At 36.3% G+C, this 22,211-nt stretch carries 19 protein-coding genes; 12 read left to right on the plus strand and 7 right to left on the minus strand.

Features of this window, described 5'->3' with window-relative positions; translation table 11 throughout:
* Positions 1-87 precede the first annotated feature (87 nt).
* From EZJ43_RS02400 to EZJ43_RS02420, 5 genes are all read left to right on the plus strand, one after another.
* Positions 88-855, plus strand: a complete 768-nt coding sequence (locus EZJ43_RS02400; protein ID WP_133261056.1) for a TatD family hydrolase — start codon at positions 88-90, stop codon at positions 853-855.
* A gap of 172 nt (positions 856-1,027) precedes the next feature.
* A complete protein-coding gene (locus EZJ43_RS02405; RefSeq protein ID WP_133261057.1) occupies positions 1,028-2,065 on the plus strand; it encodes an asparaginase in 1,038 nt (345 codons plus the stop codon).
* A gap of 30 nt (positions 2,066-2,095) precedes the next feature.
* A complete protein-coding gene (locus EZJ43_RS02410; protein ID WP_133261058.1) occupies positions 2,096-3,076 on the plus strand; it encodes a YpdA family putative bacillithiol disulfide reductase in 981 nt (326 codons plus the stop codon).
* 459 nt (positions 3,077-3,535) lie between these two features.
* Positions 3,536-4,507 (plus strand): polyprenyl synthetase family protein, encoded by a 972-nt coding sequence (locus EZJ43_RS02415; protein WP_133261059.1) that lies wholly within the window; start codon positions 3,536-3,538, stop codon positions 4,505-4,507.
* Positions 4,507-5,565, plus strand: coding sequence for a TerC/Alx family metal homeostasis membrane protein (locus tag EZJ43_RS02420; RefSeq protein WP_133261060.1), 1,059 nt, complete (start codon positions 4,507-4,509; stop codon positions 5,563-5,565). The genes EZJ43_RS02415 and EZJ43_RS02420 overlap by 1 nt, the downstream gene beginning before the upstream one ends.
* A 1,053-nt stretch (positions 5,566-6,618) precedes the next feature.
* Here the strand turns inward: EZJ43_RS02420 and fabV are convergent.
* Complete coding sequence (gene fabV, locus EZJ43_RS02425) at positions 6,619-7,815, minus strand: enoyl-ACP reductase FabV (RefSeq protein WP_133261061.1); 1,197 nt, start codon at positions 7,813-7,815, stop codon at positions 6,619-6,621.
* 172 nt (positions 7,816-7,987) lie between these two features.
* Between fabV and EZJ43_RS02430 the strand changes: the two genes are divergently transcribed.
* On the plus strand, positions 7,988-8,950 hold the full coding sequence (locus EZJ43_RS02430) for an acetyl-CoA carboxylase carboxyltransferase subunit alpha (protein ID WP_133261062.1): 963 nt from the start codon (positions 7,988-7,990) through the stop codon (positions 8,948-8,950).
* A 510-nt stretch (positions 8,951-9,460) separates the two neighbouring features.
* Here EZJ43_RS02430 and EZJ43_RS02435 read toward each other — a convergent pair.
* Positions 9,461-12,490 (minus strand): glycosyltransferase family 117 protein, encoded by a 3,030-nt coding sequence (locus EZJ43_RS02435; protein ID WP_133261063.1) that lies wholly within the window; start codon positions 12,488-12,490, stop codon positions 9,461-9,463.
* A gap of 370 nt (positions 12,491-12,860) precedes the next feature.
* On the opposite strand from EZJ43_RS02435, the gene EZJ43_RS02445 reads away from it, so the two are divergent.
* Both EZJ43_RS02445 and EZJ43_RS02450 read left to right on the plus strand, forming a co-directional pair.
* On the plus strand, positions 12,861-13,802 hold the full coding sequence (locus EZJ43_RS02445) for a ribose-phosphate pyrophosphokinase (protein ID WP_133261064.1): 942 nt from the start codon (positions 12,861-12,863) through the stop codon (positions 13,800-13,802).
* Positions 13,803-14,029: 227 nt separating this feature from the next.
* Positions 14,030-14,614 carry a 50S ribosomal protein L25/general stress protein Ctc gene (locus EZJ43_RS02450; RefSeq protein ID WP_133261065.1) on the plus strand — a complete coding sequence of 195 codons (585 nt, stop codon included), beginning with the start codon at positions 14,030-14,032 and terminating at the stop codon, positions 14,612-14,614.
* A 94-nt stretch (positions 14,615-14,708) separates the two neighbouring features.
* On the opposite strand, the gene dinB is transcribed toward EZJ43_RS02450, so the two are convergent.
* Both dinB and pdxA read right to left on the minus strand, forming a co-directional pair.
* The gene (dinB, locus tag EZJ43_RS02455) at positions 14,709-15,809 is read right to left on the minus strand and encodes a DNA polymerase IV (protein WP_133261066.1); all 1,101 of its coding nucleotides are present in this window, start codon (positions 15,807-15,809) and stop codon (positions 14,709-14,711) included.
* 306 nt (positions 15,810-16,115) lie between these two features.
* On the minus strand, positions 16,116-17,195 hold the full coding sequence (pdxA, locus tag EZJ43_RS02460) for a 4-hydroxythreonine-4-phosphate dehydrogenase PdxA (RefSeq protein WP_133261067.1): 1,080 nt from the start codon (positions 17,193-17,195) through the stop codon (positions 16,116-16,118).
* A 184-nt stretch (positions 17,196-17,379) separates the two neighbouring features.
* Between pdxA and rsmA the strand changes: the two genes are divergently transcribed.
* Both rsmA and EZJ43_RS02470 read left to right on the plus strand, forming a co-directional pair.
* Positions 17,380-18,165 carry a 16S rRNA (adenine(1518)-N(6)/adenine(1519)-N(6))-dimethyltransferase RsmA gene (gene rsmA / locus EZJ43_RS02465; RefSeq protein WP_133261068.1) on the plus strand — a complete coding sequence of 262 codons (786 nt, stop codon included), beginning with the start codon at positions 17,380-17,382 and terminating at the stop codon, positions 18,163-18,165.
* A 92-nt stretch (positions 18,166-18,257) separates the two neighbouring features.
* Positions 18,258-18,863 carry a thioredoxin family protein gene (locus EZJ43_RS02470; protein WP_133261069.1) on the plus strand — a complete coding sequence of 202 codons (606 nt, stop codon included), beginning with the start codon at positions 18,258-18,260 and terminating at the stop codon, positions 18,861-18,863.
* On the opposite strand, the gene EZJ43_RS02475 is transcribed toward EZJ43_RS02470, so the two are convergent.
* Genes EZJ43_RS02475 through EZJ43_RS02485 form a run of 3 tightly spaced genes read right to left on the minus strand, consistent with a single transcriptional unit; the run spans position 18,860 to position 19,712 of the window.
* Positions 18,860-19,183: a type II toxin-antitoxin system RelE/ParE family toxin gene (locus EZJ43_RS02475; protein WP_133261070.1), complete on the minus strand. Its 324-nt coding sequence runs from the start codon at positions 19,181-19,183 to the stop codon at positions 18,860-18,862. The genes EZJ43_RS02470 and EZJ43_RS02475 overlap by 4 nt on opposite strands.
* Positions 19,173-19,379 carry a hypothetical protein gene (locus tag EZJ43_RS02480; protein ID WP_133261071.1) on the minus strand — a complete coding sequence of 69 codons (207 nt, stop codon included), beginning with the start codon at positions 19,377-19,379 and terminating at the stop codon, positions 19,173-19,175. The genes EZJ43_RS02475 and EZJ43_RS02480 overlap by 11 nt, the downstream gene beginning before the upstream one ends.
* Positions 19,380-19,430: 51 nt before the next feature.
* Positions 19,431-19,712: an ATP-dependent Clp protease adaptor ClpS gene (locus tag EZJ43_RS02485; protein WP_133261072.1), complete on the minus strand. Its 282-nt coding sequence runs from the start codon at positions 19,710-19,712 to the stop codon at positions 19,431-19,433.
* Between the two features lie 181 nt (positions 19,713-19,893).
* Between EZJ43_RS02485 and EZJ43_RS02490 the strand changes: the two genes are divergently transcribed.
* Both EZJ43_RS02490 and EZJ43_RS02495 read left to right on the plus strand, forming a co-directional pair.
* On the plus strand, positions 19,894-20,940 hold the full coding sequence (locus tag EZJ43_RS02490) for a 3-oxoacyl-ACP synthase III family protein (protein WP_133261073.1): 1,047 nt from the start codon (positions 19,894-19,896) through the stop codon (positions 20,938-20,940).
* A gap of 257 nt (positions 20,941-21,197) precedes the next feature.
* Complete coding sequence (locus EZJ43_RS02495) at positions 21,198-22,148, plus strand: Smr/MutS family protein (RefSeq protein WP_133261074.1); 951 nt, start codon at positions 21,198-21,200, stop codon at positions 22,146-22,148.
* The last annotated feature ends 63 nt before the right edge of the window (positions 22,149-22,211 follow it).

Below are 22,211 nucleotides of genomic sequence, written 5' to 3' on the forward strand. Positions count from 1 at the left end.
TTGTTGCTTCTGTGTCTAAAAATTAATAAACCTATTTACCATTACCTAAAAACCTAACAACATTTTTCATTTTAGTATATTTAGCCCATGATTTTTACCGATACCCACACGCATTTGTATTACGAGCAAGATGCCGAAAAACAGAGCCAGTTAATCGAGCGCTGCTTTGAAAATGATGTAACACGGTTGTTTCTGCCTAATGTAGATGTGGCTTCCATTGCGATGATTGATAACTTAGTGAAAAAATATCCTGAAAATTGTTTCGCAATGGCTGGCTTGCATCCATGCGATGTGAAGGAGGATTATCTTACTCAAATGGATGCAATTTATGCGAGTATTGCTGGGCGAAATATTTATGCCATTGGTGAAATAGGCATTGATTTATATTGGGATAAAACTACTTTGGCCATTCAGCAAGATGCTTTTCGAAAGCAAATTAGATGGGCAAAAGAGTTAGGCTTGCCTATTGTAATTCACTGTCGTGAGGCATTCGACGAAGTTTTCGAATTGTTAGAAAGCGAAAAAGATGAAAAGCTTCGTGGAATATTTCATTGTTTTACAGGAAATGTAAAACAAGCTAAACAAGCAATAAATTTAAATTTTTATTTGGGTATTGGTGGTGTAGTTACCTATAAAAAAGCAGGATTGGATACTGTATTAGCTGAAATAGATTTAGCTAATTTAGTTTTGGAAACCGATTCGCCGTATTTGGCTCCTGTTCCGTTTCGGGGCAAACCAAATGAAAGCAGTTACCTCGTTTACATAGCGCAAAAATTAGCAGATATTTATAAAGTTTCTATAGCGGAAATTGCAAATGTAACCACCCAAAACGCTAAAAAAGTTTTTGGCATTTAATTGATAAGTATCATCAATCATCTTATCTACGAGTGTATTAATTGGACTGTAATTAATAAAATGGCAAAAAAGAACCTTTTATAGGTTTAATTATATGAATTTTAACATTAATAAGCCTATTTAATTAAAATTCTTTTAGTTTCTTTGTGGTGAGCAACCTTTCCAAAACCAAATGAATAAAATTTTTGTAATTTATACTGGTGGTACCATCGGTATGGTGAACGATCCAGTTAATGGCATGTTAATTCCTTTTAATTTTGAACAGATAAAGGAAAACGTGCCAGAGTTGAGTCGATTGAATTACCATTTGGAAGTCCATTCTTTTGATCCTGTTTTGGATTCCTCTAACATGGATCCAGAAATTTGGAAAACATTGGCGGAGTTGGTGTACAAAAATTACGATTTATATGATGGTTTTGTAATCCTTCATGGTTCAGATACCATGGCTTTTACAGCATCTGCACTCAGTTTTATGCTCGAAAATTTGGATAAACCTGTGGTTTTAACAGGCTCTCAATTGCCCATCGGAGAAATTCGTACAGATGCAAAGGAAAATTTAATTACCGCTTTAGAAATCGCTGCGGCCAAGGAAAATGGAAAATCGTTAGTGCCCGAAGTATGCATCTATTTTGATTCGCAACTTTTTAGGGGCAATCGCTCTATAAAATACAATAGCGAAAAATTCGAAGCTTTTAGGTCGCCAAATTACGCTGTTTTGGCAGAAGCAGGTGTGCATTTGCAGTTTAATAAAAACTATATTTTAAAACCGCCTACCGAGAAGCTAATTTTAAGAACAAACTTTAATGCTAATATCGGTGTGCTTAAATTATACCCCGGCATTACGCCACAAGCTGTTCAAGCCATTACAACATCTAAAGTAGATGCAATTATTTTAGAAACCTTTGGCTCGGGTAATACCACTACGGTGCAGTGGTTTTTAGATAGTTTAAAAGATGCTATCGCTAATGGAAAAATTATCATCGATATTTCGCAATGTAAAAAAGGTTCGGTGCAATTAGGACGCTACGAAACAAGTAAAGAATTGCAAAAAATGGGCGTTTTAAGTGGCTTCGACTTAACTTTTGAAGCAACCGTAACTAAGTTAATGTTTGTAATGGGTTTAGGTTTGCCACTTGAGGAATGTAGAACGATTATGGAAAAATCAATCCGCGGAGAACTCACTAACGAAAAAACTCCTTTTGTATCATAGTGCCTGCAAAGTAAATTTTTATTAAAATATATGATTGCTAATAAAAATAATACCACAAACCAATTCGATATCGTCATCATCGGCGCCGGACCCATCGGAATGGCTTGCGCTATCGAAGCGCAAAAAGCCAATTTAAGTTATGTGATTATAGAAAAAGGTGCATTGGTTAATAGTTTGTTCAACTATCCAGTTTTCATGACTTTCTTCTCTACCTCGCAAAAATTAGAAATTGGTGGCGTTCCATTTGTTACCATCAATCCTAAGCCAAACCGTAACGAAGCCGTAGAATATTACCGTAGAGTGGCAGAAAAATTTAGCTTAAAAATCAATCTTTTTGAAACTGTAAACCGGGTAGTAAAAGATGCGGATGATGTTTTCGAAATTACTACTTCTAAAGCTGATTATATTGCCAGCAATGTTGTTGTAGCGACAGGTTTTTACGATGTGCCACTATTAATGAATGTAAAAGGCGAAAACTTGCCAAAGGTTACCCATTATTACAAAGATCCACATTTATATGCTTTTCAAAATGTAGTTGTTGTTGGCGCAAATAACTCTGGCGTAGATGCCGCTTTAGAGACATACAGAAAAGGCGCAAACGTTACCATGATTATCCGAAGCGGAGAACTTGGCCCGAATGTGAAATACTGGGTACGCCCTGATATTCAGAACCGGATTAACGAAGGAGCGATAACGGCTTACTTTGATTCAGAATTGATGGAAATTAAAGAAAACGACGTCGATATTAAAACCCCTGAAGGTATTATAACGATACCCAACGATTTCGTAATTGCCATGACCGGTTATCAGCCCGATTTTGCTATGTTGAGGAAATTTGGCATTGATTTGCCAGATAGTTTGTGCCCCGTTTACAATGAAGAAACGATGGAAACCAATGTTAAAGGGTTATATTTAGCAGGTGTAGTTTGTGGCGGTTTAGATACGCACAAGCTGTTTATCGAAAATTCGAGAGTACATGCAGAAATGATTGTGAGAGATATTTTGGGTTAGGCTCGAATTTCCAATCTTGTTAAGCGTGCGATGTACTAAAGCCATAACGCCGGGATAATGAAATATCGTTTTTTACTCGTCGCTAGCGTTAACGATTGGAGCGATATCCCTGGCCTGTCCGGCAGGCAGGCTTTTTGGTTTTTTCTACCAAAAAGCTAAAGTCCCGAAATTTCGGGATTAAAACGCCCAAATACTAATTATAAATGAATTGTAATTATCAATCCAAATTTTAAGTATAAAAAAAAGCAACCATCTTTTGCAGGCAAAGTTTTGAAAAAAGAGGCTATTTCAACTTTACTGCATTTTCAAATTTCCCCAAATTCTATCAATCAAATGCAATGCATAAGTAAAGAAATATCCCATTCCGCCCATTGTTTCCCGTTACGCAATTCTGCGCTACAATAGATTATCTTATTAAAAGAAATTAGCTTAAGTTTGCAATCAAAATTTTTCGCCTTAATGCCGGGAATCGAACAGATAAAGAAACCTATAGCCACAGATATTAAAGCGTTTGAGAAAACCTTTAAAGAATCGATGCACAGCGACGCACCGTTGTTGGATAGAATTACCCATTATATTGTAAAACAAAAGGGTAAGCAAATGCGCCCAATGTTTGTGTTTTTTGCTGCAAAATTATGCGGTGGCATTACCGAATCTACACACCGGGGCGCTGCGTTGGTAGAGCTTTTACATACCGCTACGCTTGTACATGATGATGTGGTTGATAACGCTTACGAGCGTAGAGGCTTTTTCTCTATTAATGCATTATGGAAAAATAAAATTGCCGTTTTAGTGGGCGATTATCTTTTGGCAAAGGGATTACTACTTTCTGTAAACAATAACGAGCATCGGTTGTTACAAATTGTATCAGAAGCGGTAAAACAAATGAGTGAGGGTGAATTGTTGCAGGTGGAAAAGGTTAGGAAGATGGATATTTCCGAAGATTTATATTTCGATGTAATCCGCCAGAAAACGGCTTCGTTAATTGCTTCGTGCTGTGCTGCGGGTGCTGCGTCTTCTGGTGCAGATGATGCAACGATTGAAAAAATGCGCTTGTTTGGCGAAAAAGTTGGTATAGCTTTTCAAATTAAAGATGATACCTTCGATTTTGGGACTGATGATGTTGGTAAACCTTTGGGGATAGATATTAAAGAGAAAAAGGTTACTTTGCCATTAATTTATGCGTTAAATAAGGCCGATAAAGTCGAAAGAAAACGGATCATTAATTTAGTTAAAAATCATCAAGACGAAGCGCCAAAAATTCAGCAAATTATCGATTTTGTAAATGAGAAACAGGGTGTTTACTACGCCAATCAAAAAATGTTAGCATACCAAAAGGAAGCTTTTGATATTTTACATCAATTTGAGGCTGGAGAAGCGAGAACAGGTTTAGAGCAACTCGTTTTATACACCACCGAACGTAAAAAATAATGAGCAACGAATTACTTTTCAGTATTGGCTTCCTTTTATTCATTGCTTTAATTTTGGCATTGGATTTAGGTCTTTTTAGTAAAAAAGAACACGTTGTTAGCTTAAAACAAGCTGGCATAATGAGCTTAATTATGGTGGCTATGGCCATTGGTTTCTATTTTGTGTTAATTACCGAAGGTCAGGAATTACATGGAATTACCGATTTTGCGCACTTAAAAGAAATAATTGTTCGGCATCAGCACCACATCAAAATCGTTCCCGATGATTTTGAACAGAGTTTAGCCATTTATAAACAAAACCTAGGTTTAGAGTTTTTAACAGGTTACGTTATTGAATACGCACTTTCTATCGATAACATTTTTGTAATCGTTTTAATATTTTCGGCTTTTTCTGTTGAGGAAAAATACTATCACCGTGTGTTGTTTTGGGGTATTTTAGGCGCCATTATAATGCGTTTTATCTTCATTTTTGTTGGCGCTGCGCTAATTACCAAGTTTGGGTGGATTCTTTATATTTTTGGTGCTTTCTTGGTTTTTACCGGTGTAAAAATGTTTTTTAGTAACGATGATGATGATAAAATAGATCCAGAAAATCATCCCGTTGTAAAATGGGCATCAAAAATATTCTCCATTCACCCTAAGTATGAAGGCAAAAATTTCTTTATAAAAATTGACCACAAACGTTTGGTTACGCCATTATTTTTGGTGTTGTTAATTGTAGAATTTACCGATTTACTTTTTGCAGTTGATTCTATTCCGGCAATTTTTGCAGTCACAAAAGACCCTTATATTGTATTTTTCTCTAATATTTTCGCCATAATGGGCTTGCGTTCCATGTTCTTCTTATTGGTAAATATTATTCATAAATTCCATTATTTAAAAACCGGATTGGCAATTTTACTCGCTTTTATTGGCGTAAAAATGCTTGGGCATGTGTATTTAGAGCGAATAGGTTTCACTACCAAACATTCGTTAATTGTTATTTTAGCAATTTTGGTCGTTAGTGTTGTGGCCTCTTTGGCCTTTCCGAAGAAAAAAGCACCTAAGAAAATAGCTTAAATATTGCTTCGTTTTGAATTTAGATTGTTAACGATTTTTTGAAAAAGTAACGACAGTAGCGTTTTTTTAAGTCAGTCCCGCTTTCCGTTTTACTCCATTACATTCCGTGCTCACTGCAATCGGGGTTAGAAAAAACTTTGTTCAGTAACCGTTAATGCAGGTTGCATAAGGCCACCTAAAACTAGTTAATTATAAATTGAATCATGAATAACCATCACGCTAACTCCCATCCTTTTTTCAAGGAGTTGTTAATTTTCCTTTGTAGTTTAAGGTTTGGTTTGCTCTTTTATTTTGTATCAACATGCGTTTAAGCTATTTTTCTTCTCAAAACATAACTCAATCATTTGTCTCAAAAAAAAACGGCTGACAAATTTTGTCAGCCGTTTGGGACTATATAAAATAGGGTTTTATACCTTAACTACAATTCTACTAAACCTTCAATCGCAACCATTTCATTGGCTTCGGCTTTATAATCTACATGGTCAACTTCGAAACCGAATAAGCTCCATCTAGCGCAAGTCTATGCTCGGTTATTCTAGCCCCATCTAGCGCAAGTCTATGCTCGGTTATTCTAGCGCAAGCGTCCCGCTTGTGATGTAGTGGGAAAATAAGAGATATTTCCAGTTTTTTACTCAACTTTAATTTTAAGTCACAAGCGAGACGCTTGCGCCAGATTGCGGTTTAAGGTTTTGGTTGGCTCTTTATATTTTACATAGACATACGTTTAAGCTATTTTTCTTCTCAAAACATAACTCAATCCCCATCTAGCGCGAGTCTATGCTCGGTTATTCTAGCGCAAGCGTCCCGCTTGTGATGTAGTGGGTAAAATAAGAGATATTTCCAGTTTTTTACTCAACTTTAATTTTAAGTCACAAGCGAGACGCTTGCGCCAGATTGCGGTTTAAGGTTTGGTTGGCTCTTTTATTTTACATCAACATGCGTTTAAGCTATTTTTCTTCTCAAAACATAACTCAATCATTTGTCTCAAAAAAAAACGGCTGACAAATTTTGTCAGCCGTTTGGGACTATATAAAATAGGGTTTTATACCTTAACTACAATTCTACTAAACCTTCAATCGCAACCATTTCATTGGCTTCGGCTTTATAATCTACATGGTCAACTTCGAAACCGAATAAGCTTAAGAAATCTGATTTATATCCAGCTAAATCTCCAAGGTTAGGTAAAGTTTCTGTGGTAGATTCTTCCCAAAGTTTAGCAACCTTAGCTTGAACATCTTCACGCATTTCCCAATCGTCTATTCTTATTCTACCTTTTTCGTCAACCGCAATTTCATTTCCGGTATATAATCTATCGGCGTACAAACGTTGAATTTGCTCAATTGTGCCTTCATGTATGCCTTCTTCTTTCATCACTTTGTACAGCAAAGAAATATAAAGTGGAATAACAGGGATTGCAGAACTTGCCTGTGTTACCAGCGCTTTATTCACCGAAACATAAGCCTTTCCGTTAATGTCTTTTAATTTATCACTAATTGTAAATGCAGTTGCTTCTAAATGATCTTTAGCACGTCCAATTGTTCCTTTGCGGTAAACGGCTTCAGTTAACGAAGGTCCTATATAAGAATATGCTACAGTTAGTGCGCCTTCAGCGAGTAAATTTTCAGCTTTTAAAGCATCAATCCACATCTCCCAATCTTCGCCACCCATTACGGCAACTGTATTTTCTATTTCTTCCTCATTTGCCGAATCTATGGAAATATCAGAAACGATACCTGTATGAAAATCAACTGTTTTATTTGTAAAAGAGCCACCAATTGGTTTTAAAGTAGAACGATGTAAAACTTCAGTTTTTGGATTTTTTCTAACCGGAGATGCTAGGCTGTAAATAACTAAATCTACTTGCCCTAAATCGGCCTTAATTAAATCGAGCGTTGTTTTTTTTACCTCATCACTAAAAGCATCACCATTAATACTTTTTGCATATAAATCACTTTGGTGGGCTTCATGTTCAAAAGCTGCCGTATTGTACCACCCTGGCGAAGCTGTTTTACCTTGTTGAGGTGGTTTTTCGAAATACACGCCAATTGTAGCTGCGTTTGAGCCATAAGCAGCAGTAATTCTTGAGGCTAAGCCGAAACCTGTAGAAGCTCCAATTACCAACACTTTTTTCGGGCCGTTAATCGCACCTTTAGATTTTACATATTCAATCTGGTTTTTTACGTTCTCGGCACAACCATCAGGGTGTGATGTTAAACATATAAAACCTCGCATTCTTGGTTCAATAATCATATTATATTGATGTCGTTTAAATTATCAATTTTTGTTTATGGTTGTCAAAGGTAGTAAAAAATGAAATTTGTTTGTCTTTTTGTTTGAGATAGACAGTCAATATATGCCAAATTAATTTTCTGTACCATCTAATTATTTATAATTAAATTTTTATCGTTAATTTTACCGCCCCATGAACGAAATAAAAACATCATTCGATTTTGAAAAGCCTATAGCCGATCTTGTTCAACAAGTTGAAAAGGTTAAACAAGTGGCCGAAAAAACTAAGGTAGATATGTCTGCCACTTTAGAAGAGCTCCAGCTTAAAATAGATGAAACAACCAAAGAAGTTTACAGCAACTTAACAGGATGGCAAAAAGTTCAAATGAGCCGTCATGCAGATCGGCCGCAAACGATGGATTATATTAGCATGATTTGCGATGATTTTATTGAACTACATGGCGATAGAACGGTTAAAGATGATAAAGCGATAATTGGTGGTTTTGCCTCAATTAACGGGCAAACGGTAATGGTTATCGGTCACCAAAAGGGTAAAAACACCAAAGAGCGCCAATACCGCAATTTTGGTATGGCTAACCCCGAAGGTTACCGCAAAGCATTGCGTTTAATGCGCTTGGCAGAAAAGTTTAATAAACCCGTAATTTCTTTTATTGATACAATGGGCGCTTACCCTGGGTTAGAAGCCGAAGAGCGTGGACAAGGTGAGGCAATTGCGCGTAATTTGTTAGAAATGTCGGTATTAAAAGTGCCAATTATTTGTATTGTTATTGGCGAAGGTGCTTCTGGTGGTGCTTTAGGTATTGGTATCGGCGATCGCGTTTATATGTTAGAACACACTTGGTACTCGGTAATTTCTCCAGAGTCGTGTTCGTCTATATTATGGAGAAGCTGGGATTTTAAAGAAAAAGCAGCCGAATGTTTAAAACTGACATCTGAGGATATGTTTGGCAACCACCTTATTGATGGAATAATAACCGAACCTTTGGGTGGAGCGCATCAAAACCCAGAATTGATGGGACAAACCTTAAAAGATAAAATTATTGGCGATTTGGCTATTTTAGGTAAAGAAAAAACCGATAAGCTGATCGAAAAAAGAATTAATAAGTTTTGCGCCATGGGCGTTGTAAACGAATAATATTAAATTAATTGAAACAAAAAATCCTGTTTTGCTATAACGACACAGGGTTTTTTTTTGCAACCACAATATATACAAAAGCTGGAAGTGGGTTTTGTATTAAAATTTTGTAAATTTTAAATAGTTAAAATATTTTTTGGGCGTTTTAACACGCTTTTCGCTGTATCTTTTTGGCTGTCCTTCGACTACGCTCAGGATGACAGCCAAAAAGGATGCCGCTACAATCGTTAACGCAAAAAAAAACATCCTGTTGCAGTTATATTGGCTGTTTGCTAGCGTTAGGGATGGGCGGGGCTTGGTGCCAATTTTTTATTGGCACGGTAGCGAAGCGAACCCCCAGACAGCCCGCGCCCGATTTTTCATCGGGCAACGCCCAAATTTAAAACATCAATTTACTAATTATTTTTAAAAAGTAAATTCTTGTTATTGCTATACTTAAGTTTTTTTGGGTTATTGTAAAAAAAAAGCGTTGCAAAACAAATTGCAACGCTTTTTTTTACATGTTACTTTCTACCGTTGAAAGTATATTGAGAACCGTGCCTCTAACCCATTTAATATTTTATCTATTTTAGCATTTAACTTTATCTGTTTGTTTGCTTTAGTGGCTTCTGCCATTTGGTTTAGCAAATAAAACCCAGTTTGTACATTTTGCGTACCCGTAATGCCATTTTTTGATTTGGATATATCTGCCAAATAGTTCAGCTCTTTCTGAATGTAATCTGCCGATGCGTTAATCATATCGTTAGCCTTATCCGTTTCACCCAGATTATATAAATTTTCTGCCATCTGGTTGCGGCCTAAAACAGTTCGTATGCCATAAAAAGTTTGAGGCATTACCGCGAAATAGCGATCTACAACTTTTTTTGCATCTTCGGCTTTACCTTCTTGTATTAAATTTTGCGCCAAACTATTAAATAGGTTTGTGAAAATAAAAGTATCATCTGATGATTGTGGGTCTAAATATTTAGCTGTTTTCATATTGCCCCACTTAAACTTCGTCATTACGTTGTTGTAGGTTACCGGTACATTAATCAAATCAGGTCTGTTATTTCCTGAGGCTGTATCTGGCTTAAAAGGTACTAAACGCAAAGCCATACCTTCACTGTATAAAAACTTATCTAAGCCATTATATTGGTCGGATGGTACTGTTGATGCGAAATAAATAGGCCTTTTCCAATTGTTGTGGGCTAAAATATCCAACATGGCTAATGTTCCTTTGGTTACATATCCCTTGTTAAACTTCCATTCCATTACTGGTGTAATTTTCGCACTATCGGCTGCTGCAACTGTTCCGCTTGCAATAACTTCCTGTGGATTAATCGTCATTTTTATGTTTTTCGTTGGCAAGAAGTTTGCGAATGTTCCGCCTTGCATTTCAACCTTATCATTTTTATTATCTGATAACATTACGCCAACTAAATCTTTCAGTTCTATACTGCCGGCAAACCTAGAATCAACTGGTAAAACATCACGTACGCCTTGCACGTATTGAGAAGGTTTCATTGAGATTGGCAATGGTGCAGAATCATTCTGTTTCTGTTTCATACCATTTATATACCAGTCGGTATCGAATAAACTTAAGTTTACAATGCGTATATCAGGTCTTACTTTCTCAACCTCTTGAATATACCAAAGTGGATAAGTATCGTTATCGCCGTAGGTGAATAGAATTGCATTAGGCGCGCACGATTGTAAGTAATCTATAGCTATATCATGCGTTACCAATTTTGTAGAACGATCATGATCATCCCAGCCTTGTTGTGCCATTATTATTGGCGCAGCAAATAGCCCAATAACTGTTGCCGCAATTGCGCCTACAGTTGGTGTAAGTTTTTGAAAAATCCATTCCCTTAAACCCAATACGCCCAAGCCAATAAATATAGAGAATGCGTAAAATGAGCCCGTGTAAGCGTAATCTCGTTCACGTGGTTCTAATGGTTTTTGATTTAAGTATAGAACGATCGCGATACCTGTAAAAAAGAAAAGTAGAGCCACTACACCGCCAAACTTCGGGTTGCGTTGGAATAACCAAACTGCACCAATAATACCGAGTATAAATGGTAAGAAAAAGAATCTGTTATATGCTTTGCTGTCAACTGTTGATGGTGGTAAATTGGTTTGATTGCCCAATCTTAAAGCGTCGATTGGTTTTACACCACTTAGCCATTCGCCTTCAAAACCACTACCTTGACCTTGAACATCATTTTGGCGGCCAACAAAATTCCACATAAAATAACGCATGTACATGTAGCCAATTTGATAAGAAAACAGAAAGCCAACATTATCCACTACATTGGGTTTTTTACTCGGATCGAGATGCATCCATTCTTTGTAAAAATCTGCATGCCTTGCATCATCGCTATACATACGTGGTAATAAAGTAACATCTTTATAAGCAACATCTGTTTTTTTGCCTGCTATTTCATACTTCTCATCGCCTTTTCTATAAATGTTTTTACCTTCAGTTACATTATCTTCTCTTTCGGAGTTGTAATTAGGGCCAAACAGTAAAGGTCTGTCGCCGTATTGCTCGCGGTTTACGTAGCTTAAAAACGAAAAAGCATCTTTCGGAGCACTATTATTTAAGTTAGGATCTGCTTGAGCGCGAATGATAATCATAGCGAAAGAGCAATAGCCGAAAATAATTAGTACCGTAGAAAGTAAAGCTAGATTTAAAATTTTATTTTGATGTTGGATGCTATAACGAATTGCAACAACAAAACCAACAATTATTAAAATTGCGAAAAATAATACACCAGTACCAAAACCTAAGCCTAAACTATTTACAAAAAACAAATCGAAATAAGCGCCAAGTGAAACAATGTATTGAATTACGCCATATTGAATGAAACCTAACACAAAAATACCAGCAGCCAAGGTTTTGAAAATGCCTGATGTAGTGGGTTTTTCTGTTCTTCTAAAATAATAAACAAATGCCATTGCCGGAATGGTTAACAAGTTTAGTAAGTGAACCCCAATTGATAAGCCCATAATGTATGCGATGAACAGTAACCACCTATCGGCTTTAGGTTCATCTGCATGAGCATCCCACTTTAAAATTCCCCAAAAAACTATTGCGGTAAACATTGAAGATTGTGCATAAACTTCTGATTCTACTGCCGAAAACCAAAAACTATCTGAGTAGGTATATGCTAAGGCACCAACTAAGCCCGCACCCATTATACTAATTAACTTACCAGAAGTTAACTCTTCGCCTACTTTATAAACAATTTTTTTAGCAATTGCAGTAATACTCCAAAATAGAAACAATATGGTTGCACCGCTCGATACCGCTGAACCAACATTCATCCAATAAGCGATTTTCGTATCATCACCGCCGGCAAATATTGAGAAAAAGCGTTGAATCATTAAAAATAATGGCGCACCTGGTTGGTGCACAACTTGCATTTTAAATGCCGAGGCTACAAATTCGCCACAGTCCCAAAAACTGGAAGAAGGTTCCAGCGTTAATATATAGGATAATGTTGCAACTACGAAGCAGAACCAACCTACTAAATTGTTAACTTTTGAGTAATTCATTATTTATTTATGTTTTTAAAGTTTGTATTGGCATAAAAATGCTGCCGAAAATAACCAATATAGTCGATATTAACTGCAAAATGTTGCTGGGTTTTAACATAATTTAACTGTTTTAGTGGTTTTTGAGGGATAATTAAGTTTATTTAATTTTTTTTCAAATCATGCTTGCATTTTTAAAATAACGTTCCTACATTTGCATTCCCTTTCGGAGACATACTCTGAAATTGCTTGTCCGATAGTATAAGGGTAGTACGACAGTTTTTGGTACTGTTTGTCTTGGTTCGAATCCAGGTCGGACAACAACATTTAACATCGGATTATGTTTTTTTAAGCATAATCCGATTTTTTTTAACCCGTAAATCACACGGAAATGCCATTGCAGTTTAACCCAGTAAAATTATTTTCGGGAACAGGTTCTAAGGAATTGGCAATGCAAATTGCTAAGCATTATGGCAAACCGCTTGGCGAATCAACTACACATCGTTTTAGTGATGGGGAATTTCAGCCTTCTCTTGATGAGAGTGTTCGTGGATGTGATATTTTTATCATTCAATCTACCTATCAACCCAGCGATAATTTAATGGAGCTTCTTTTAATGGTTGATGCTGCTAAAAGAGCGTCGGCACATTATATTACAGCCGTTGTTCCTTATTATGGCTTAGCAAGGCAAGATAGAAAAGATAAACCCAGGGTTGCGATAGGTGCAAAGTTGGTGGCTAATTTATTAAAGTCTGCAGGTATTCACCGTATCATGACGATGGATCTTCACGCTGCCCAAATTCAAGGTTTCTTTGATATTCCGGTTGATCATTTAGATGGATCGGTTATTTTTGTGCCTTACATTAAAAGCTTAGGCTTAAAAAATTTAACAATCGCTTCTCCAGATATGGGAGGTTCGTATAGAGCACGTACTTTTGCAAAGTTTTTTAATGCAGAAGTAATTATATGTGATAAGCGGCGGAAGCGCGCCAATGAAATCGAATCAATGTCGATTATTGGTGATGTAACCGGACAGGATATTGTATTGATTGACGACATCTGCGATACGGCAAGGACTTTATCGAAAGCGGCGGCTTTGATTATGGAAAATGGCGCAAATAGCGTAAGGGCAGTTTGTACACATGCTGTATTATCTGGCGACGCCATAAAAACAGTAGAAGATTCGGTATTATCAGAGTTAATTGTAACGGATACTATTCCTGTTTCTATTAAAAGCGATAAAATTAGAGTTTTAAGTACTGCAGAATTATTTGCACGCGCCATTACAACAGTAAATGAATATGGTTCGATGAGCGAGCTTTTTAAAATTTAAATTACGGTATAAGGTAAAAGGTTTAGGGTGTAAGGCCTTAATACTAAATACTCGATACTAAAAAAAAAATAAGGTGTAAGGTTAAAGGTGTGGGGCTTCAGCTCTTGATACTTGATACTAAATACTTGATACTAAAAAAAAATAAGGTGTAAGGTTAAAGGTGTGGGGCTTCAGCTCTTGATACTTGATACTAAATACTTGATACTAACAATTAAATAAATATAAAAATGAAAACAATCGCAATTAGCGGTTCTCCGAGAGAGAACGTAGGGAAACGCGATGCCAAAGAGCTTCGTTACGAAGGTAAAGTTCCTGCGGTATTGTATGGTGGTAAAACACAACAACATTTAGCTGTTGTAATCGCAGATTTGAGAGACGTAATTTACACGCCTGATGCAAATTTTGTAGAAATTGATGTGAATGGCACAAAAACGAAAGCTATCGTTAAGGATACTCAATTTCATCCATTAACTGATATTTTGATGCATATCGATTTTCTTCAGTTATTTGATGATAAAGAAATCGTTATGGAAATTCCTGTAAAGTTGGCTGGTACTTCACCTGGTGTTAAAATGGGTGGTAAGTTGATTCAGAAATTACGTAAACTTCGTGTTAAATCTTTACCTGCAGATATGCCTCAAGAGGTTAAAGTGAGTATTGAGAAATTGGAAGTAGGTGGTATATTCCGCGTTCGCGATTTGCAAAAAGCAAAATATGCAATCACAAACATTCCTGAAGATACAATCGTTTCAGTAACAATGTCTAGAGCATTAAAACAAGCAGAAACTGAAGCTGCAAAAGGTAAGAAATAATTTAAATTCACTTTTTAAGTGAGTAAAAGTTAAAAAGAGGTTGTATCATGTAAATGATCAACCTCTTTTTTGTTTTAGCCCTAAACATTCTGCCCTAAAAATCAAATGATAACTGGGATACTTCTCGAGTATCGAAAGGCAAATCATCATAAAATCTACTTAAGGTTATGCCTAATAAACGTACCTCTGTTGTACCAATTTCGGCCTCGTCTAAAAGTTTAATTGCTTCTTTATAAATAATGTTCGATTCATTTATGGTAGTGGCGAAAGATCTACTTCTGGTAATCTGCCTAAAATCGGCAAATTTTATTTTTAGCGTTACTGTTTTTCCTTTTAATTGATGTTTTTGCAATCGATCGGCAACAGTTACACTAATTTCTTGCAGTAAACTGTGCATAATGCCAGCATCGTTGGTGTCTTCTTTCAGCGTATCTTCTGCACCAACAGATTTGCTTGCTCTATTTGCCCTTACTGGTCGTTCATCAATACCACGAACAACTTTGTAATAAAACCTGCCCGACTTGCCGAACTGAGCAACAAGTTGTTCCTCACGCAGTTTTTTTAAATCGGCACCTGTATTAATTTGCATGGCCTTCATCCGCGCCGCAGTAACTTTTCCTATGCCGAAGAATTTTTCTACAGGCAGTTTTTCCATAAAAGCTTTAATTTTTGATGGACCGATAAATGTTAAACCATCTGGCTTATTCATATCTGAGGCGATTTTGGCCACAAACTTATTGATGGAAACACCTGCAGAAGCAGTTAAATTTAGTTCGTTTTTTATAGCATCTTTGATAGATCTTGCAATATCAATTGCAGAACCAATGCCGAGTTTATCTTCGGTAACATCCAAATAAGCTTCATCAAGAGATAAAGGCTCTATCAAATCAGTATATCGACTGAAAATTTCTCTAATTCCTTTAGAGACCGTTACATAAGCATCAAAACGAGGATAAACGAAAATTGCCGTAGGGCAGAGTTGATAAGCTTTATTGCAAGACATTGCAGATTTTATGCCATAAACCCTTGCTTCATAACTGGCAGTAGCCACAACACCTCTACTATCGGGCTTGCCGCCAACAACAATAGGCTTGCCTCGATACTCGGGAAAATCTCTTTGTTCTACAGATGCATAAAAAGCATCCATATCAATGTGGATAATTTTACGCTGTGTGTTGGTTGGCTCTTCAATCATCAATAACCATAAAAATCGTAATTTTCTGAAGATAACTGGTCAGTAATTTGTATTTTTAAATCAGCGCTATTGTTGATAAGAACTTTAAACTACCCCTAAACTCTCCTTGAAAAAATAAGGGAAGTTAATTTAGTGATATGAAAGCTGTAAAATGGCTTATTGACTTGCAATTGTTCTTTAATCTTTGCTCTTTGTTCTTGCTCTTCTATCTCAAATGTTCCTTGCTGATTAACCCTTAAGTAGTTTTTATGGTACGATAACTCGCGTTGAACGATGTGCTTTCAGCTTTTTGCTTTCAGCTTCCCTTTAAGTTGCATCATCCTTTATATCAAACTGCGTTTCTACAAGTTTTCCACCGGTGCGCAATTGGTTTTTTATAAGTTCTTCTTGCTCACGGCGATTTTTTACAATGTGTATTGCCGAAAATAATGCTTCGGTAAAAGAAGTAGAGTCGGCTATTCCTTTTCCTGCAATATCATAACCCGTACCATGATCTGGCGAAGTGCGCACAATGTTTAAGCCTGCGGTATAATTTACCCCGTTATGAAATGCCAACGTTTTGAAAGGGATTAAACCTTGATCGTGATACATTGCCAAAACTGCATCAAATTGCTTATAACTTCCGTTTCCGAAAAAACCATCAGCAGGATAAGGACCAAAACATATAATACCTTTACTATATGCCTCTTGAATAGCTGGCGTGATGATATCAGCTTCTTCGGTACCTAATAAACCATTATCGCTGGCATGTGGATTTAACCCTAAAACGGCAATTTTCGGTTTTTCAATCCAAAAATCATTCTTTAAACTATCATTTATAAGCTTAATTTTATTCACAATCTTATCTTTCGTAATCGCTCCCGGCACTTCCGAAACTGGAATATGGCCTGTAACTACGCCAACCCTTAGGCTTTCGCTAATTAAAAACATCAGCACATCTTTACTACCACTTTTTTCTTGTAGATATTCAGTATGTCCGGGGAATTTAAAGGTTTCAGATTGTATGTTGTGCTTATTAATTGGTGCGGTAACTAAGGCATCAATATCACCATTAACCAAATCGGCAGTTGCTCTTTCTAAAGAAAGTAATGCATATTTCCCGCCTATTTCGGTCACTTGACCTAGTTCTATTTTAACATCTTCCTCCCAACAATTAATCATATTGGCCTTTTTCGGCTGTGCTAAATTTGCATGATTAATCACGTTGAAAGTAAAATCGCCCAAATTATTCGCTTTTCTATGGAAAGAAGAAACCTTTGTGTGCCCATAAACAATTGGGGTACAATAATTTAAAATAGCAGGATTGGATAATGTTTTAATGATTACCTCTAAACCTATGCCATTTACATCGCCTATACTAATACCAATTTTAAGTTTATTGCTCATAATTACTGGAAATTTTAGCGCAAATTACTGATTTTCGATTAAACAGATGCTTACCCGATAAAAATTAGTTATTTTGTATAAATTTCAGCGATAGAAATATAGCATTCACTTACAAGCAAAAATTGGATAATATTTATCCCATTCCGTGCTTTCTGTGTTTCCGTGGCTAACGAAAATATAAAATATGAGTTTAGTAAAAGCAAAAAAACATTTAGGGCAACATTTTTTAACCGATAAAGGCATTGCAAAACGCATTGTAGATGCTTTAATAAGTACGGATAAGTACAGCCAGGTTTTAGAAGTTGGTCCGGGAATGGGTATTTTATCTGATTTTTTACTTCAACAAGAAAACTTTGAAACTTTCATGATTGATATCGACACCGAATCTTACCACTTTCTGAATGATAAATATCCGCAGGTGGGCAATCGTTTAATAAACGGCGATTTTTTGAAAATGGATTTCGATGCCTTTTTTCCTGATAAATTCGCCATCATCGGTAACTTTCCTTACAATATCTCATCTCAAATTTTATTTAAGATTTTAGATAATCGAAATAAGGTTGTGGAAATGGTGGGTATGTTTCAAAAAGAAGTTGCACAACGCTGTGCATCTCCATCAGGGACAAAGGATTACGGCATTTTAAGTGTTTTTTTGCAAGCGTATTACAAAATAGAGTATTTGTTCACGGTCAAACCGGGTACATTTAATCCGCCTCCTAAGGTAAATTCGGCAATTATTCGCTTAACCAGAAACGAGGTAGAGGCTTTAGATTGCGATGAAAAACTATTTTGGCGCGTAGTAAAAGCGGGTTTTAACCAACGTAGAAAAACGTTGCGCAACGCAGTTTCGGCAGTAATGCCTAAAGATAAAATGGACGATCATATTTATTTTGAAAAACGGGCCGAACAATTATCCGTAGAAGATTTTGTAGCGCTTACGCAACACGTAAGTAAATTGATGGAGGCTTAATTTTTTGCTTCAAAAAACGAAATACTTTCTTGCAAATCAATGATTATTTTGACTAATATTCTGCCTTACTTTACCCCACAAATTATGCACTTATGATTAACTATAAAGAGATTTTTGATAACCAAGCAATCAGTTATTCAGCTTATCGTACATTGATAGATGAACTTTTGCTAGATGGAAAAAATACCGGTTCCGATCATTCAGAAGATTTATTAAATTATAGCAAACTGAATGTGCAACGGATGCGCAGGGTTGATAAAACAGCTGTTTTAAATGCAGAACTAGCCTCAATAATTGAAAATTTAAAATTGAATTATAAGTTTTTAGTAATTGCAGAAGGTTGGTGTGGCGATGCAGCCCAAATTGTACCCGTGTTTAATAAAATGGCGATGCAATCTGATGGTAAAATAGATTTAAAATTTGTTCTCCGTGATCAAAACCTACCATTAATTGATGCTTACTTAACCAACGGTGGCAGAGCAATTCCTATTTTGATTGTATTAAACGAAACTGCTGATAGCGTTTTAGCAAGCTGGGGTCCTCGACCTCAAATTTTAAAGGATATTTTAATCGGGTGGAAGAAAGAAGGTATCGAAATGCCAGAACTCGCAGAACATTTACATGGTTGGTACGCAAAAGATAAAACGCAAAATACGCAGGCAGAAATGGTTGAGTTTTTGAAAGGGTTGGAGGGTTAAAGAGTTTTTAATACAGCTATCAAGTCTCTGTCTGAAAGCGTTTCTTTATCTGCCTTATCATAAATAGAAAGAAGATAAATCGTTTCGTTAACAAAACGAATATTTGTTATCAATCTGGCTCCTGCAGATTTTCCTTTACCTTTGCTTGCAATGGCTAGACGAATTTTATAACAATCGTTTCCAATCGGGGTGCCCGAAATTGGACTTTCTTTTAATTTTTCTACGAGTGCAATTACATCACTTTTTGCGGATTTATGTTTTTTGCATAGTTTTTTAAATTCTTTATCAAAAAGAGATGAGGTAAATACATTAAACCTCATCAATAAGTTGATCAAAGGTTTTTAATTTAATTTTGCCATCTTCAGCCAACTGGGTTTCTTGATAAGCTTTGGCTAAATCAGTTAACTGGATTTCTTTGGATTTGTCAATTTTTTTCACAGTTATCCCTCTAATACTTTTTAATGTCTCTAAAATTGAAAGTGCTTTTTCACCCTTTATTTCTAATGTAACTTCCATAAAATTAGTTCTTTATGTTTAAATGTACAAATTCATAATTAATACTAAGAATTAATCAACCGAAACTGTTAATCCTTCTTGTTGTAAAATTTTGCGGTAAACTTCCATTTCGGTAAAAGAGCCTTCTAATACTGGGCATTTACCTTCGTTATGCACTTTCCAAGCAATTTTTTCGCCTTGGGCCTCACTATAATCCAAATATTTCATCATACAGTAAATTACATGTTCGAAACTATTCACATCATCATTCCATAAAATAAGGCGGTGAACGGTTTTTAAGGAAGTTAAAATTTCTTCGAGTGTAAAGGTCTCTTCTTTGGTTTCTGTAGACATATTTACAAAAATAAACAATAATTCGAAGATTTGAGATATTAGATTTGAGATGTTAGACTTAAGCACTCGCAAATCGTTTTACCAGCTTTATGGGTAAGAATGTATGCAATCTCTTAGCTCAAATCACACCACTCATATCTTTATAAATTAATTACCTTTGGTTTAGCTAACAATCTAAAATATGTTTCAATCAAGAATTGCGGGATGTGGTTATTACGTTCCAAAAAACGTGTACACAAATAACGACTTAAGTCGTTTTATGGATACCAATGATGAATGGATACAAGAAAGGACTGGCATAAAAGAACGCAGATTTGCCGATCGTTACGAAGAAACCACCACAACAATGGGGGTAGAGGCTGCAAAAATTGCTATTGAAAGAGCGGGTATTACCGTAAAAGATGTAGATTTTATTGTATTTGCCACGCTAAGCCCAGATTATTACTTTCCGGGCTGTGGTGTATTGTTGCAACGCGAAATGGGGATGGGAGAGATTGGCGCGCTTGATATTCGCAACCAATGTTCGGGATTTGTTTATGCGCTATCTGTTGCCGATCAGTTTGTTAAAACTGGAATGTATAAAAACGTTTTAGTAGTTGGTAGCGAGAAACATTCGTTCGCCATGGATTTTGAAACACGGAGTAGAAATGTTTCGGTTATTTTTGGCGATGGAGCGGGGGCAGTAGTTCTACAACCCACAACCGAGCCGGGAAAAGGTATTTTAAGCACGCATTTACATAGTGATGGTGCTGATGCGGAAATTTTGGCAATGTATTATCCAGGTGCTCATGCCAATAAATGGATGAAGGATAAACCTGCTTTTCCCGAGCAGGAACTTGGTGGATTATTTATGACGCCCGAAATTTTAGCGAGTGGTGCGGCTTTACCCTATATGGATGGTCCGGCGGTTTTTAAGAAAGCTGTGGTTAAATTCCCTGAAGTAATTAGAGAAGCCTTATTGGCGAATAACCTTACAGAAAAAGATATTAATTTATTGGTGCCACACCAAGCAAATTTGCGCATAAGCCAATATGTACAGCAACTTTTAGGGTTGAGAGATGACCAAGTATTCAATAACATTCAGAAATACGGAAACACAACTGCTGCCTCAGTGCCAATAGCTTTGTGCGAAGCATGGGAAGCGGGTAGAGTTAAAGATGGAGATTTGGTTTGCTTAGCAGCATTTGGTTCTGGCTTTGCCTGGGGAAGCGCGTTGATTAGGTGGTAGGTTAAGTTGTACCTTGTAAGTGAGTAAGAGGAATATGAAGCAAAGACCGCGACAGTGCACAACTAAAGAAATTAGTGCTTTTAACCATATATAAGGAAGACGCAAGGGACGAGAAATAAAAAAAACGAGTAAAAAGAATAATGGTGTCGGCACCTAGACAGGTAACTGATAACTCGCAACTGATAACTGAAAATCGGTATTAGAACCCGCAACTGGTAACTAGAAACTGATAACCTCAGTACAAAAAAAATAAAAAAATGAAGTTTAAATTAGGAGATTTTGTGCGTTTTGTCGATGAAAAACGTGAAGGATATGTGACAAAGATTATTGATTCGCAAACATTGGGCGTTACCGATGAAGACGGTTTTGAGATTCCTGTTGTGGTAAGTAATTTAACATCGGTACACGGGCACGGTACTGTTGCTGCAGAAATTGATGTTCCAAAACCAATCCATGTTAACATTCCAAGTATTGCCAAATATGAAAATGGTATTTATCTGGCGGTAGCCAATGATAATAAGGCTGGTAACGTGGTGCACTTTAACTTGTATAATCAAACGCCAAACACGTTGCTTATCACTTTAAATACAGAACGTAAAGAAAAATTCGCAGGCTCGTTTCATGGCGCAATAGAACCAAACAGCGCTAAATTGGTATATTCGGCTTCATTGGCAGATTTAGATATTTGGCCAGAATTTCTGTTTCAGATGCTTCTATTCAGCACAGCTGATGTTAAACCTTTGCCACCTCTTGTGTTGCGCAAAAAATTTAGAGCGAAAGATTTTAGTACAGATCTAAAAGAATTACCGGGCACTACACAAAAAGGATGGTTGATTCGCCTAGATGAACAACTGCCACTTATTGATGCTCAAAAATTGAAAGAGAGCTTTTTTAAAGCAACAGATCAAAAGAAAACCGTTCCTGCGCCAGCAAAAGAAATTGATTTACATATTGAGAAACTAAGAGACGACCATCATTTTTTAGAAGCAGACGAAATGTTGCAAATTCAGCTTAACCATTTTAATACAGCAATGGATGGCGCCATCGTACACCATTTCGATAAAATAATTTTCATCCATGGATCTGGAAACGGAACTTTAAGGGATAAAATTCATAAACTGATAAGCAAAAATCCACAGGTTAAAACCTATATGGATGCAAGGAAAGAGAAATTTGGATACGGTGCAACAGAGGTGGTATTTAAGTAATGATGATTTTTATACAAACTTTTGAGCCTAAACTTTTAAGGTTCGATTTTATTAACATTATTT

It is taken from the genome of Pedobacter changchengzhani (assembly GCF_004354365.1).
In the GTDB taxonomy this organism is placed as follows: Bacteria; Bacteroidota; Bacteroidia; order Sphingobacteriales; family Sphingobacteriaceae; genus Pedobacter; species Pedobacter changchengzhani.